This is a genomic window from Yersinia sp. IP36721 (assembly GCF_003634395.1).
Classification (GTDB): domain Bacteria; phylum Pseudomonadota; class Gammaproteobacteria; order Enterobacterales; family Enterobacteriaceae; genus Yersinia; species Yersinia entomophaga.
Genome location: NZ_QCZL01000007.1, coordinates 76776 through 93012 on the forward strand (window position 1 = coordinate 76776; position 16237 = coordinate 93012).

Below are 16237 nucleotides of genomic sequence, written 5' to 3' on the forward strand. Positions count from 1 at the left end.
ACTAATTCATAAAATATCTATCAACTCTAGAAGGGTTTTTCTGATGGATATCTCTGGAGCATGGCATGGACGTTGTAAAACCGGCGCGCAGGCAAAAAAAACCGCTGCGGCTTGGCACCTCAGTAACACTTATGGTTTCTGTGGTTATAATTTCGGTTCTATTGGCAGTACACACGCTGTTTTTTATCCAAATCAGCCATATTGCGCAGAATAATCTCAAAGAAAAATCCTTTGCGGTTGCTCGTACTCTCGCATTATCCCCTATTGTGATCAATGGATTAAGTCACACTGAGGATAAGGATAAAATTCAACCCTTTGCTGAAAGCGTCAGTAAGAGCAACGAACTATTATTTATCGTCGTCACCGATATGGACGGCATTCGTTACTCGCACCCTAATATTAAAATGATCGGACGACATTTTATTGGGGACGATCTGCAACCCGCATTGCTTGGGGAAGAAAGCAGCGCGATTAATCGTGGAACCTTAGTGCCAGCCCTACGTATTTTCACCCCTGTTTATGATGCAAATCATCAGCAAATTGGCGTAGTCGCCGTCGGCATTTCGTTGCTCAACATCCAATCAGTTATTCATGAAAATCTTTGGAGCGTTCCCTGGACGATTCTATTCGGAATATTTGTTGGCAGCCTCGGCACCTGGTTTTTAGTCAAAGCCTTAAAAAGAATTATGTTTGGTTTTGAGCCCTACGAAATATCCAATTTGTTTGAACAGCGTGATGCCATGCTGCAATCGATCAAAGAAGGAGTTATCGCCGTTGATACTGATTGCCGCATCACTCTGGTCAATCACGAAGCCAAACGCTTGTTTAAGCAAAATGGTCCGTTGGAAAACCTTCTGTTGGATAATGCCAGCAAATATTGGCCAGACCGCCTCAATCTACAACAGGTGCTGACCACGGGTATTGCTCGCCGCGATGAGGAAATAGATTTCAACGGCAGTATGCTGCTGGCCAATACCGTCCCAGTGGTGGTGAATGGCGATATCATTGGCGCTATTGCAACTTTCCGCGATAAAACTGAAATTAGCCATTTGATGCAACGTTTAACCGGCATGGTCAATTATGCCGACGCATTAAGAACACAAACCCATGAATTTATGAATAAACTTCATGTTATTCTTGGTCTGCTGCATATGAAACACTATCCGCAGTTAGAAGACTATATTCTTAAAACGGCCGATAATTATCAGGAAGAGATCGGCTCTTTGCTATTTAAAATAAAATCCCCGGTGATCGCAGGCTTCCTGTTGGCGAAAATTAATCGGGCGCGGGACATGGATATTACATTGCTGGTCAGTGAAGATAGCCGTCTGCCGGATACTGCAGATGAACAAACCACCACCACACTAATAACTGTTCTTGGCAATTTGATTGAAAATGCGTTAGATGCCATGTCGGATATGCCGCAGAAAGAAATCAACGTTAGCTTTCATCTGGTCGACGATATCTTGCATTGTGAAGTGAGTGATAATGGGCCAGGCATTACGGTTGATTGCCAATCCCAGATCCTGAAGGAAGGCTTTTCGACAAAAGGAAATGGACGCGGTATTGGATTAACACTGGTACAACGAAGCCTAGAAGCCGTGGGTGGTACACTTGAATTCGAGTCTGAGGCAGGAAGTCACACTCAGTTCTTTATTAAAATCCCTTATAAAATCAGTGCGGTAAATCATGATTAATGTGTTGATAGTGGACGACGACGCCATGGTGGCCGAGCTGAATAAATGCTATTTAAGTCAGGTCAATGGATTTACCTGTTGCGGGGTAGTGTCATCGCTACAGGCGGCGCGAGAAAGGCTAATGCAATCCGAAACGCCGATTCATTTGGTACTTTTAGACGTTTTCATGCGGCAAGATAACGGGTTAGACTTGCTACCCACGCTGCGGGAATTTAGCGAGCACACCGACGTTATCGTTATTTCCTCTGCGAGCGACGTCAATACCATAAAGAAAGCCCTGCAGTACGGCGTGGTCGATTACCTGATAAAACCTTTCCAGTTTGCCCGATTTGAAGAGGCGCTGTCGGTTTATCGACGTCAGCATCGCCTGCTGGAACAGCGCGATAACTATGCCCAATCAGATATAGATAAACTATTGCGCCGAGACAGTCGTAATACCGGTGAGCGGAAAAAACTGCCTAAGGGATTGACCAGTCAGACTTTACGTACCGTGTGCGAATGGATTGTGGCTAACCAGACCAGCGAATTCTCCACAGAACAACTCGCCAATGCTATTGGTGTATCTCGAGTATCCTGTCGCAAATATCTCATCTTCTTGTCAGAAACGGCAGTATTGAGTATTCACGTTCTCTACGGTGCCACAGGGCGCCCCGTATACCTTTACCGATTAATGCCTGACCAGCTTCCGGCATTGCAGCAATACTGCGAATAACCCCTATGTAGCAAAAACCACCGGTTACATTGAGCACCGGTGGCTTTTTCACTCCTGCAATCAGGCAATCCATCCTAATAATAACGTCGCACCAATCACCGTTGACGCCCCGCCAATCCGGGTCGCTATTTGAGCAAAAGGCATCAATGACATACGGTTAGAGGCCGAAAGAATAGCCACATCGCCAGTACCGCCCAGTCCACTATGGCAACTGGTTACAATGGATGCTTCCACAGGATACATATTCAGATACGGAGCAATAAAGAAGCTAATGGTTGCCATGGAAAGCACCACCGCACCGCACACTACGATATAACCAAACGAGAATACCGCAACGACGCTTTCCAGCGGAACAAACAGCATACCCAAACCAATCATTAACGGCCAAACCAAAGTGGTTGAAACAAACTTGTAGCAACTGTGCGCACCCAGTTCCATTTTAGCCGGAATGACCTGACAGTATTTGCACAGAACTGCAATCAGAATCATTAAAACGGGGCCTGGAATATGCACCAGCTTTTCAAATAATCCGCCAACGATAAAGAAGGCGCAAATCATTAACAACCCGCCGCCCATCAATTGGAAGTCAGCTTGTTGCGGCCCTTCTTGTGAAGTAAATACTGCATTGTCTTCTGCATTGCGAATCAGCATACCCTCACCATTCAGATCTTTACGACGAGAGCCTATTCTGGCCAATACTCCGGCGCAAATAATGGCGAAAATATTACCCACAACTGCCGCTGGAGCCAATTGCGCCACATACACATCTGGAGACTCACCCAAAATTGCCGAGTAAGCTAATGACAGCGGTAATATACCTTCGCCAATACCCCCACCGATAATTGGTACGATAATAAAGAAGAATGTGTGATAGAAACTATAGCCGAACAGTTTTCCAACCAGCAGACCGGAAGCCACCGCAGCGAGAGTTCCCACTACCAAGGGAATAAACATCCGCATCATGCCCTGAATCAGTACTACGCGATTCATCCCCAGAATACTACCCACGACCAGGCAGGCAATAACGAAGTACAGTAAATTGGCCTCTTTCATCAACAGATGTACGGTATCTAAGGTATTGGTCTGAAATACGCCAAAATAGACCAGAACCGAAGGTACCATCAGACACAGAATAGCTGGCCCGCCAATATCTTTCAGTACTGGAATCCGGCGACCAATGTGAGACAGAATAAAGCCAAGCGTCATAATAATGGCTAGGCCGCCAATCATGTTTTTTGGCAAAAGATTAGAATAAGATGACGTAACGACAATGGCAGCAATAGCAATGAATAAAGCCAAAGGTACCGCATTGATATCCCTGTTTGAAATACCACCGAATAACTTCATGGAAAGTGTTTTGGTCCCATTGCTTTCAGTTGCTTCACTATTAGAACAAATTACATCCTGATTTATTCTTTTCATTTTAACCTGCTATTATTAGAATTCCTGGATAAGATAGGAAACGGCTACGAGGTTTCATTTCATCCCATCGTATATTGTCAGACAATAAAACATATCACGGACAGTCACTCAATAAAATCCCACTTAGCCCTGGTGTCAACTTGCAGATAAACTAACACTTTAAAAAAACGAAAAGAACAGCATTTAAATAAACGTGTAACGTAATTGTGAAACAATCGACAAGTTTAGTTTAAATAAGTTATTTAGGCGTTATGTAATTAAAGTTACTGGCAGGAATTAAAATGGCATGATAGAGGGAAATAAGTAATGAACTAACAATATACCAAGCATGAAATAATAAATAAACAACATATTATAAATCATTATTAGACTTTACATTGACGTTAATCAATTAAAAAATACAGGTAAATTTCAAAAAATATTGGAACCCTCCTTGAGATTCATTAAAACTGCCCCTCTGATCAGCCCGCCGATTTCAATGATCATGACCGCCATAAGGCGGTCAGATTTTTCGATAAAACTAATAGCGAAGGTTATTCATGCGCTTTGGTTAAGGTAAAAACCTGCATCGAAGCGTCTAAAGTATCGGCCTGTTCAGCGAGCGATAGCGTGGCAGCGGAGGCTTCTTCAACCAATGCTGCATTTTGTTGGGCGACTTCTTCCAGCTGCACAATCGCAATATTGACCTGCTCAATCCCACGGCTTTGTTCGTCAGACGCAAAAGCAATACTGTCGATCAAGCTCTTCACCTGATCGACCTCATTCAGCAGGGTTTTCATATCGTCACCCGACTGTGAGGCCATATCAGAACCCTCTTTGATTTTGCTGACTGAGTCTTCAATTAACTCTTTTATTTCTTTTGCTGATACTGCACTCCGCTGCGCCAGGTTACGCACCTCGGAGGCAACAACGGCAAAACCTTTACCTGCCTCACCCGCTCTTGCCGCCTCAACGGCGGCATTTAGCGCCAGAATATTGGTTTGGAAAGAGATAGAGTCAATCACGCCAATAATATTGGAGATTTTCTCAGAGCTTTCGTTAATCGCTGAGATTTTCGCCGTGATATCGGTAATATTTTCTCCATTTTTGCGCGCCAACACTGCCATATTATCCGCCATCGCCGTGACGAGTCTGGTGTTGTCGGTATTCTGTTTAACCGAAGAAGTCAGTTGCTCCATGCTGGCGGCAGTTTGTTCAATCGAAGCCGCCTGCTCTTCCGTTCTGGATGAGAAATCCTGATTACCGGCGGATATCTGCCGCGTCCCAATAGTAATAACGGCGGATGATTCTCTCACTCCTGAAACAATACCCTTCAGCGATTGCTGCATATCGTCTAACGCGGTTAGCAACCCTCCCATTTCGGTAGCGGGCTGTAACGGAATAACACTCGATAAATCACCTCGGGATATCTTTCCAAATAGCTGGCGAGCTTCATTAATCGGGGAAAAAATAATCTGTTTGGCAAATCTGATGGCCATAAGGATTAAGCCTAACGTCAACAACAATGCCCCGCCAATAATCCACATATTTTGGCGATAAGAAGCGGTTACGCCCTCGATTTCTTTTTCGCCCAGATTTTTTGCAAAAGTTTCGAACTCAGACAAACTATTGCGTAAAGCTTCACTTTTAGGAACAACACTCGGTCCTAGATTGTAATAAGCAGCCACATTACCATCACGCAATGTTTGCATCATTGGTTTGATACCATTGTTAATGTAATCAGCATAAGTCGTATCAATATTCTTACGTAACCGCCGCCCTTCTGCGGTCAATGACACAATTTTACCTAAAGCGACCATGTTTTTTTCAGATGATTTAAGATAATCCTGTGCCTTCAATAAATCGGCCCCGGCGTCTGCCTTCGCTTCCAACAGTAATGCGGCATTTTGCGCGTAAATACGGGTATTTAATAACTCAGAATAGATTAAATATAAAGGCACCAATTGATCGCCTTGAATACGGTCAATTCTAAACGTTGCGCCTTTACTATTGGTTAAAGCCTGCATGCTAAAACCACTCACCCCAAGCAGCGCAAGGCTAAACACACAAATAATCAAAGATAAGCCAACACTTATTCTCATTTTTTTAAACATTAAAAACAAACCCCTAGAGTAATAATATGAGGTGCTTATCGGAGGTAGATTGTATTCCTTTAGTTAATTTCCCCGATTTAACGCCATACGCTTCAAATAAGCATAAATGCAGGTAAATATATTAACCAAAGTGGAATTTATAAAATAATATAGCTAGGGGAAAGTAGCATCCACAAACATACTATTAGCGTGAGAGTAGTTTTGTTAGCAACTAAATATGAGAGAATAAATAGAAAACGAGTGTACATTAAGGTAATGAGGTTGTTCATTCAATGGACGGATTCGAGCTATGAGATCCGCATCTCATTGTTCAATGCAACGGCTGATATATGCGGATGAAATGTACTGACAGATAGAACGGGGCAATCTGATACAAACTGCCCCGCGGTAGGAACATAAATCACTGGCTATAACGAAGAATGTTGATTCCCCAATTAGCTATTTACAAGATTGGCTTATTTAGCGGGTTCCTTCAAACCACGATTGATTAACATTGGCTCAATACTTGGAGCTTGGCCGCGCCAATCAATATAAAGTTTTTCCAGATCCTGACTGTTACCCCGAGATAGGATTTTATCACGCAAGCGCTGACCATTTTCCGGCGTTAGCCCACCGCTTTCTAATAAACCAACAAAAGCATCATCGGCCAGCATTTCAGTCCATAAATATGCGTAATAACCTGCGGCATAACCATTACCCCAGATATGTTGGAAATAACTGGAACGGTAACGTGGAGGGACATAACTCAGATCAATTTTATCTCGCTGTAACGATTTTTTCTCAAATTTATCAACATCCTGCTCCAGCTGACTGGCGTTTAGCATATGCCAGTTCATATCCAGCAATGCCGCAGAAAGCAGCTCGGTCATGCTATAACCTTTATTGAATTTTTTGGCTTTCTGAATCTTATCGACTAACTCCTGCGGCATTGGCTCGCCGGTTTTATAATGTTTGGCATAGTTGGCGAACACTTTTGGATCGCTGGCCCAATGTTCGTTTAACTGTGATGGAAACTCGACGAAATCTCGCGCCGTCGCGGTGCCAGACAGGCTTGGGTATTGCTGATCGGCAAAGATGCCATGCAGGGCATGACCAAACTCATGGAACAGCGTAATGACATCGTCATATGACAGCAATGCTGGCTGTCCAGGAGCCGGTTTTGTGAAGTTAGCAACATTATAAATAACCGGTTTGGTACCTAACAATTTCGACTGATCGACAAAATTGCTCATCCAGGCACCGCCACCTTTGTTGTCACGCTTGAAATAATCGGTGTAGAACAACGCCAAAGGCTGACCGTCTTTATCAATAACGTCATAAACCCGAACGTCTGGATGATAAACCGGCAAATCTGTCCTTTCTTTAAAACTAATACCAAACAGTTGATTCGCCGCGTAAAACACGCCGTTATTCAGTACATTGTCCAGTTCAAAGTAGGGGTTTATTTGTGATTCATCCAGATCATATTTTTCTTTTCTCACCTGTTCCGCATAGAATTTCCAATCTTCTGGCCCCAGCTTAAATCCACCGTTCTGACGATCGATAACCGCTTGAATATCTTTTGCTTCCCTCTCGGCACGTGCGGTCGCAGCCGGTACGATATCACGCATGAAAGTCAGTGCCGTATCAGGGGTTTTTGCCATTTGGTTCTGTAATTTCCAAGCAGCATAATTCGGGAAACCAAGGAGTTGAGCCTGTTCAGCCCGTATTTTTGCCAAACGAGATACTATCTGGCGAGTGTCATTGGCATCCCCCTGCTCGGCTCGATTCCACGATGCATCAAACAACGATTTTCGCGTATCTCGGGCGCTAAGATTTTTTAGCACCGGCTGCTGGGTGGTATTTTGCAATACCAATAGCCATTGTTTATCCAGTTGACGGTCGCCGGCAGCCTGCGCCGCTGCGGCTAATTCCCCCTCTGACAGCCCCGCTAAAACAGACTTGTCTTTAACTGCCACCGCACCGTTTTTGGTTGCAGCCAAAAGTTTATTGGTAAATTGAGTGCTCAGACCAGCCGCTTCCTGATTTAAAGCTTTAAGTTTGGTTTTATCCGCATCAGAAAGATTCGCGCCTGCCAGAATGAAGTTAGTGTAAGTCACTTCCACCAAACGTCTCGATTCATCGTCCAGACCGAGTTTATCTCGCTGGTCATATATTGTTTTAATACGATTAAACAGTGTGCTATTCAGCTTGATAGCATCTTCCATAGCCGCCAGTTTTGGCGAGGTTTCTTCATCTATTTTTTGCAGGACATCACTTGAATTGGCCGATGTCATTGCGCCAAATACGTTCATCACTCGGGTTAAAGTTCCCCCTGATTTCTCCAACGCTATAAAGGTATTTTTAAAGGTTGGCAGTGTAGGATTATTTGCAATAGCATTAACCTCTGCCAAACGTTCGGCAATTCCAAATTCAATCGCCGGCGCATAGTCGCTTTCCTTAATAAGATTAAACGGCGGTGCCTGGAAAGGTAGTTTACTCGAGCTAAAGAACGGATTTTGACCGACCCGATTAGCTTCATCTTCCAACTGAGGTTTATTTAACTGCCCCTTTACCGCTATTTCTGCGGATTGGACCTGCCCGGCGAGTGCCATACTCATCGCTAAAACCAACGTAGATAAACGCATCAAACGTAACTCCTCCATGTTTATGTTTAAGACACTGTTGAACCTTTCTAGCTTAGGCGTAAGAGTGAATACTGGCAAAAAACAAACTATTAATCACACTGTTAGTATTGGTAATACCTTACAAGTCGTTAGTCAGTCCAAAGGTTTTCCTTTGCTTATCTCATTTTAGGAATCACTGATACCAATAAAAACGCCCCGCATTATGCGAGGCGTCGAAGTTACTGGCTAAAAGTTTGCTGACAGATTAATGAAAGCCGCTTTCTTCCAATGGCGGAATTTTACTATCTAATAAACAGCTAACCGCTTCAATAACCGATTGAGCTTGAATATCCTCAACCTGTCTCCCTTCTCGCAATAAAATATGCGGCACACCCAATGGATACCAACGTAAATATTTTTCAGGCCGGTTTTCAAATAATGCTACAACCGGAATCTGTAATGCTGCACTTAAATGAATAGGGGCGCTATCTGCCGAAACCACCAAATCTAATTGACTCATGGCGGCTATCATATCGGGTACCGAAGGGGTAGAAAGGCAACGAGCGGGTAAATGAGCCAATTGTTCATCCGTCGGTTTTTCTGCAGGATCGTGGAAAATAAATAGCTCGGTTTTGGACTCAAGGCCAATGATTACATCGTGCCATTTCTGCCAGCTCCAGCGACGATCGACCGACTTATTTGAAATAAATAATCCAATCCTGGGTTTATTTTTATCACCAAACCAATTTCGCCATTGAGCTTGTAACTGCGGCTCAGGATAGACATAAAGCCGTAGCGCATTGATATCAATGGATGCTAGCTCAGGTAACAGCGTAAATCCAGATAATGACTCATGCTTCATTGGCCGGCTAGCTGCGTGGGACGCAACCCGATCGTCAAATTCACTCTCAGCTGTATGCCAACGACAATCGGCAACATTTAACTGTCGGACAAACTGGATACTATTTTTACTCACGCCCCCATTGGGGACAATCGCCAGATTAAAACGCAACCGACGTAAACGCCAGATTAGCGCTAAGCGATCTATTAAAGCGTTTAATTTTCCCAGGCGCTGATTACGCTCACATTGTTTACTGTACACATAGGTATGTACCGCAGCGACATCCGGATTACGATCCAGTACCGGGGCATTATATTTATTGGCCAGCACATGAATTTCAGCTTCTGGCCAATGCTGTTTAAGCGCGCGAATCAATGCTGTGGTGCAGACCATATCCCCGAGGAAATCAATTCGGGTCACTAAAATGCGTAACATTTACACGTATCTCATCAGGGAAGATTATCTGGCACATTATTCATCAAATTATCATTCCCAACAACACCATCGTTTATCTTTTCGCGTATAAACTGATGAATGTAAAGGAAAGCACATCTATCCCGCACAGTTATGCAATAAGTCCCCTTACATAGAAGAATTGCCAAACCAAATCTCCTCATTACAAAAACCTTGTGCCCGAAAACGATCGGATAATCTTGCTCGTGGTGGCAACCATTCCGGCTTGCCATGGTATTAATAAAGATCCGAACCAACAAAATAAAAAAACACGTTAGGTCAATTTCGTTATTATTCATCTATTCGATAATCACTTCATACTTTTGTATCTAAATGGAATTAGTTCATGAAAAATACACATATTTAGTGTGGTTTTGCCTGTTGATAAACCTGTACGTGCTTATATTTCTATTTTTAGAAGAAAAAATTATTGATGTGGAGGCTGATGAGCTCAGCCTTATACCACAAGAAATGACTCAATTAATGCTGATAACCGCTGGACAGTATCCTGCTCGCTACTCATTCAGTTTATCTCACTGCTTTTATTTCCCCAACTTAGAAAATTCGCTTTTGTCTTAAGGCTGTTGGGAGTCGATTTATCTTTACCTCCCAGTTTTATCAGTATTACTGGCTATACCATGATATCCAATAACATTCGATTTGAGTCATTACTGCAATATGCTAGCAGCAGGGAAAATAAACTCACCTGCGTAATAGGTTGCAAAACTTCCGGATTCTGACTTATGGTCGTCGCGCTGATAATAGTGGCACTGGTACAGTGGGTACGGGATACGGGATACGGGATACGGGATACGGGATACGGGATTATCTGTCGGGTTGGTATTAGTACTATGTAGATTTTTATCTTTATCAACGTATTTAGATTAAGAAACAGTACACAGCTAGCAAATTTCAATGGAGTGTTAGCCATAAAACCTGCGCCATAGAACCAAACTTATTTGATCCCTAAAAATACGGTCATTTTGACTAAAAGAATCATTGGGCAATAACATTTTTGGTTCAGGTAGGAGACAGGAAAGGGAAGATTACGATGCCAATTAATTTGATACAGTCGTCTAATCTGGAAAAAACCTACGAGCTTGACCTTTGACGGAAGCTAATCGGTTCCTCACTCAGCGAGATAACTGACTGAGCGCTGAGTGAGTGAATTCATCTGATATCAAACGGCTTATTGCTCAGGCACAACCACATAAATCTGGTTGTTACGCTGCTCCAGCGTGATAAGCATTTCATTACCGTTATCCAGCACGGCGTGAGCGCGATAGAACCCTTCCGTCACTTCCTCATCGATCGTTACCTTCTTACAGGTTGCATTACTATCTAACTGCCATTGAAGAATTTCAGTTAAAACCGAGCAGGCCGATGTTTCTAGCTCGGCTCGTTCGCTGGCCACCACCGTCATTACGCCAATGACTAATGAAAAAACCAATACCAGCAGGCAAAATTTAATCTTACCGAATATAGCAGGGAATTTTGGCCATATCTTTTCGTTAAACCGGCTTAAGCGATAGAAATCAACATTGGCCATCAAAGCCGTCACCACTGATGGAATAAGGTACGCCTGTCGCTCATAACCTAGGAAAATTGCAAAAGCAGAAAAGAGTATTCCGGCAGCCATAATGATTAAGCCCTTCTGCCACATTCCCTTGATAAAGTAATATACCGATCCAAACAGCAGCGCCCAAGCATTAAAATTGATCGTAAAACGATCTCCAAAGGCTAACTGTTTAGCAAGAGTCTGATCGCCACTGTATTTATCGTCGCGAAAGCCAAGCTTATCCATTAGCAAAAATTTACGTTCCCAAGATTTATTGTATCCACGAAATCGGTTATTTTTAATCGAATGGTCTGGTTTCTCATTACTTCCAATGTCTACATTGCTCATATTACATTCATCCTTAAATTTCTAACTCGACAGACGAACTGTCTATTCGGTTTTAACTAAGCGTTCTAAATATCGGCTGTAACCAAGTTTACTTTAGTACTATTTATGTTTTTGCTTTCTGCGCCAACGGATAATTAAATTTTGATAAAAAATTAACTATCTATCCCGAAGTAGCACAGCAATCCCCACATTACTCACCTATTTCCGCTAGAATTAATAAATCCGAATATAAGAATGAAGAGGTGTCATACCATGCTGGGACCCTGGATTAATAGTGCGGCAATAATTTTAGGTGGCTTACTGGGCGTTGCTTTAGCACGACATGTACCATTACGTTTGCGAGAAGGGTTACCAGCAATTTTTGCTCTCTCTTCTATTTGCATCGGCGTTGTCATGATAATAAAGGTGCAATACATGCCAGCGGTTGTTCTGGCATTGATTCTGGGCACAACATTTGGCGAACTGTTTAGTCTGGAACGTGGAGTCAAACAGTGCGCAGAGTTTTTACAACGCATACTTTCCAAAGTGATCAAAACGCGTAGTCCCTTACCCGCAGAGGAGTTTGCGCAAAGTTATACCGCGATGATCGTGCTGTTTTGTGCAAGCGGGCTGGGAATTGTCGGTGCTTTAACCGAGGGATTAAGCGGGAATTACCAATTACTCTTGGTCAAATCGATGATGGATTTCTTTACAGCGATGATTTTTGCCATCTCTTTGGGAATGGCACTGATATTTATCGCAGTCCCACAATTATTGCTTCAGAGCTTACTTTTTGGCCTCGCCGTTTGGATCATGCCCTATATGGATGAAATCGCCTTCGCTGATTTCTCAGCCTGTGGCGGTATTATAATGATCGCCGTTGGATTACGTATTGCCCAGATCAAGATATTTTCCGTAGTTAATTTCTTACCCGCATTACTGTTCGTCGTGCCTTTATCCTATGCATGGCGTGCGCTAATGGTATAGCTTTGGTTAATATGGGGTGAGATATACTCTCATTATCGTCTGGGTGGAATAGCGATAATACCGGCCAATATTTTATTATTGGCGGTGCCGCTCCCTATCGCAGGAGAAATTTTGATACATTGTAGCAACAAATTTCAGTAACAATTTTATTCGCAGCTAGCTTTGTAAAATTCGTTTAGCTCATCGCAGACCAATGTTATTGTATTTGCGATGGACGTGAGATAAACCAATCGTATCTAATATTTCAGATACGTCGTAATGGTACTGCCCGTAAAGCTTTGCCATAACCTCTGAAATAGGGTGATATCAACCTTGGTCTATTTGTCTATGCCAAACTTAACCATATGGGTAACCATCATGCCGTTGGGCAATGAAATAAACATCAGAATTAATGCACGTATGGCGACAAATCAACGGTGAAACAGGTAAACACGCGGTTTTTTGCATCGCCTCGATGGTTCATCGACTGCGGCTCCGCTAATAAAAAATATTATTATATTGACCCGATTGTGCCGATAAGCAAGAAATAGATAAAGCGCTATTCCTGATCGCGACAACCGGCTTTTCTGATGATAAAATTTATTACCCTATATAGAAATTCAACTGTATTAAATAATAGGAAATTAAATGTTAGAAATTTTCGATGTCAGCTATGAAGAGCTGATGAATATGCGGTCTGAGGATCTTTACAGACTGAGAAAAAAAACCTTTAAAGATCGCCTACAGTGGGCTGTAAAATGCAGCAACGACATGGAGTTTGACGAATATGATAACCCAAACACTCGTTATCTACTCGGCATATACGGAAGCCAGCTAATTTGCAGCGTGCGTTTTATTGAGTTGAACCGGCCGAATATGATAACTCATACTTTTAACGCTCTCTTCGACGATATTACCTTACCTGACAATAACTATATCGAATCAAGCCGATTTTTTGTTGATAAAACCCGTGCAAAGTTGCTTTTAGGTAACCGCTATCCTATAAGCTATGTGCTCTTCCTTGCCATGATTAATTATACCCGGCACCACGGTCATACGGGTATTTACACTATAGTTAGCCGCGCCATGCTAACCATACTTAAACGCTCTGGCTGGCAGATAGAGATTATTAAAGAAGCATTCGTCAGCGAAAAAGAACGTATTTATCTACTCAATCTCCCAACGGACTTACACAATCAGGCATTGATGGCATCGCAGATAAATGCATTTTTACAGGGGCCAGACTCAGCGCTACGAGCATGGCCAATTTCGCTGCCCGTTATTTCAGAACTGGCTTAATCAATTCCAGTTCAACTCCCAGCCTGATGGCCTGGCGGGCGTTAATCACCCCTAACTTTTTCACCACATTGCCCATGTGATGTTTAACTGTTCGGGGCGTAATGCCCGCAATCAGCGCAATTTCCTGATAGGTTTTACCCATACTAGCCCAGTGAAGCACCTCATTTTCTCTCGGAGAGAAAATGGCTTTACTCGTGATGTCCGCAGGTTTCCCATTCGTAGTACGCACCGTACTTTGTCCAAGCATCAGCATCTGTTCGTGAATATTAATCAGACACATTTGCAGCCGCTCTGAGTCATTGATTATCTGAGCTTCTAGCTCTTTACCATCACTATGGTCCATAATCAGCGACAACATAGCCAAGTTATTCATGTGATCGTGCAGCACGAAAGTAAATCCATTGACTATGTTATATTTTTTCGACAAAGCGAAAATCTTGGATGATTTCAAGTCGGAGAGGATGGTAATATTTTCATCCCACGAAAACGGTGAGGTGCGTTTAAACGCTGTCAGAACCACGGGATCTATATGCTGGTAGTTTTGGGTTCGGTAGATATCAACCCATTCATTTGGATAACTTGACACCATGAATATATCAATGGGATTCTTTTTATCAATCACCATGTAGGTATATCTGGGCGAATCGTAGCTGGCTAGCTTTCTGTCGATATAATCCCGTAGAGTCTCAATTATCCTTTCATCATTTTTTACACCAAAAAACATTCTCCTTCTCCCAAAGTCTAACTGCATCCCTTTAAATTTCATGTGGTCTTTCTGTCCAAAAGTACAGTATCGGATCACACTTTAGTACAGCTATCGCATCGCGTCTGCATCTGTATAATTTGAAACTTAGTGATTGGGTGATAAAAAAAACCTGACTACACGTAGTACGTAGTCAGGGGGCAATATTAGCCAACACCAGGGAAAAAAATATCTATAACAAAGAAAAATGTTACAGAAGTACATTCGTTTGTGCAAGTTCGGCTTCTGTAGCATTTAATAATACATGTAAATAAATTGTTAATCGCTTCGTCTTAATCGTTGCAATAACGAACCATATTATCAATATCAATTCATTCTAGCCGAAAAAAAACGCATATTTCGCTCGATTTTCATCCTCCATTCATCAATAAGAAATTTTCAGCTAGGGCTAATATAATTTCATCTCAATCCGTATAGCTGCAACTTTTCCGGGTAACCTCACTTCACCCGCATGATTATCAGGTAATCTGGTATTCATAGTTGTAGCAATGCGCAACAACATTTTCCCGCACAATAATCTGATTTCCAGTAAACCGGTGAATTGTATCTGCGTTTGTATTTGATTCTCAGTATGAGATACGCGCGTCATTGGACACTAGCGCCAGAATAGTAAATTAAACTCAGTAATATTATATTAGAGATCGACCATCGCCAGGTTTGCCTGCAAATGATAGTTTTACTCATCAGATAACTAAACTGAACTCATACTTCACTGTCTTTACTTTCCGTCCCCCTCATTGGGAATGATTCAATCCTTTGTGATTCACATATTCGCATTCAATTAAGAAGACATTTTAAATCGCTACCAGCCCTCGAACGCCCTGCTGCGCCATTTCACTGCCTATTCCCTGTTGCACAATCGATCCCCGCGACATAACCAGATAGCTATCCGCCAATTCGGCGGCAAAATCATAAAACTGTTCCACCAGTAAAATAGCCATATTGCCCTCAGATGAAAGCTGTTTAATCACCCCACCAATTTCTTTAATCACCGAAGGCTGAATACCTTCCGTCGGTTCATCCAATATTAGCAACTGCGGTTTGCAGGCCAGCGCTCGACCAATGGCGAGTTGTTGCTGCTGACCTCCGGAAAGATCGCCGCCACGCCGATATTGCATGGATTTCAGCACTGGAAACAGCCGATATATATCTTCGGGTACCTGCTTTGCCTCCCGGGCAGAAAACCGAGATAGCCCCATTAGCAGATTTTCTTCTACCGTTAAACGTGGGAAAATTTCCCTCCCCTGCGGCACATAAGCAATGCCTGCCTGAACTCGTTGGTGAGGTTTGCGCTGAGTGATATTGCGTTGTTGCCAGTTAATACTGCCAGATTTAACCGGCAGCAATCCCATCAGGCATTTCAATAGAGTGCTTTTACCCACGCCGTTGCGCCCCAGCAAGCAAGTCACTTCACCGATTTGTGCCTCAAAAGAGACGCCGCGCAAAATATGACTGCCGCCGTAATACTGATTCAGTTCGTTAACCTGCAACATATTTGCT

The 16237-nt window shown here is 42.9% G+C and carries 11 protein-coding genes; 4 read left to right on the top strand and 7 right to left on the bottom strand.

Annotation, left to right across the window (positions count from 1 at the left end; translation table 11 throughout):
* The first annotated feature begins 65 nt into the window (after positions 1–65).
* The gene (locus DBA33_RS08435) at positions 66–1697 is read left to right on the top strand and encodes a sensor histidine kinase (RefSeq protein WP_120806213.1); all 1632 of its coding nucleotides are present in this window, start codon (positions 66–68) and stop codon (positions 1695–1697) included.
* On the top strand, positions 1690–2409 hold the full coding sequence (gene dcuR / locus DBA33_RS08440) for a two-component system response regulator DcuR (RefSeq protein ID WP_064513279.1): 720 nt from the start codon (positions 1690–1692) through the stop codon (positions 2407–2409). The genes DBA33_RS08435 and dcuR overlap by 8 nt, the downstream gene beginning before the upstream one ends.
* A gap of 60 nt (positions 2410–2469) precedes the next feature.
* On the opposite strand, the gene DBA33_RS08445 is transcribed toward dcuR, so the two are convergent.
* The 5 genes from DBA33_RS08445 to DBA33_RS08470 all read right to left on the bottom strand — a co-directional run bounded on the left by DBA33_RS08445 (position 2470) and on the right by DBA33_RS08470 (position 11730).
* Positions 2470–3831 (bottom strand): 2-hydroxycarboxylate transporter family protein, encoded by a 1362-nt coding sequence (locus DBA33_RS08445; protein WP_064513277.1) that lies wholly within the window; start codon positions 3829–3831, stop codon positions 2470–2472.
* Positions 3832–4364: 533 nt separating this feature from the next.
* Positions 4365–5912: a methyl-accepting chemotaxis protein gene (locus tag DBA33_RS08450; RefSeq protein WP_162975186.1), complete on the bottom strand. Its 1548-nt coding sequence runs from the start codon at positions 5910–5912 to the stop codon at positions 4365–4367.
* Between the two features lie 467 nt (positions 5913–6379).
* Positions 6380–8551, bottom strand: a complete 2172-nt coding sequence (gene dcp / locus DBA33_RS08455; protein ID WP_120806214.1) for a peptidyl-dipeptidase Dcp — start codon at positions 8549–8551, stop codon at positions 6380–6382.
* 244 nt (positions 8552–8795) lie between these two features.
* Entirely contained in the window at positions 8796–9806 is a 1011-nt protein-coding gene (locus DBA33_RS08460) for a glycosyltransferase family 9 protein (RefSeq protein WP_064513269.1), read from the bottom strand.
* Between the two features lie 1207 nt (positions 9807–11013).
* Entirely contained in the window at positions 11014–11730 is a 717-nt protein-coding gene (locus DBA33_RS08470; protein ID WP_064513265.1) for a DUF2628 domain-containing protein, read from the bottom strand.
* A gap of 252 nt (positions 11731–11982) precedes the next feature.
* Between DBA33_RS08470 and DBA33_RS08475 the strand changes: the two genes are divergently transcribed.
* Both DBA33_RS08475 and DBA33_RS08480 read left to right on the top strand, forming a co-directional pair.
* The gene (locus DBA33_RS08475; protein ID WP_064513263.1) at positions 11983–12696 is read left to right on the top strand and encodes a DUF554 domain-containing protein; all 714 of its coding nucleotides are present in this window, start codon (positions 11983–11985) and stop codon (positions 12694–12696) included.
* 627 nt (positions 12697–13323) lie between these two features.
* Positions 13324–13974 (top strand): acyl-homoserine-lactone synthase, encoded by a 651-nt coding sequence (locus DBA33_RS08480; protein ID WP_064513261.1) that lies wholly within the window; start codon positions 13324–13326, stop codon positions 13972–13974.
* On the opposite strand, the gene DBA33_RS08485 is transcribed toward DBA33_RS08480, so the two are convergent.
* Positions 13955–14698, bottom strand: coding sequence for a LuxR family transcriptional regulator (locus DBA33_RS08485; RefSeq protein WP_064518240.1), 744 nt, complete (start codon positions 14696–14698; stop codon positions 13955–13957). The genes DBA33_RS08480 and DBA33_RS08485 overlap by 20 nt on opposite strands.
* Positions 14699–15531: 833 nt before the next feature.
* Complete coding sequence (gene urtE / locus DBA33_RS08495) at positions 15532–16230, bottom strand: urea ABC transporter ATP-binding subunit UrtE (protein ID WP_064513257.1); 699 nt, start codon at positions 16228–16230, stop codon at positions 15532–15534.
* Positions 16231–16237 lie beyond the last annotated feature (7 nt).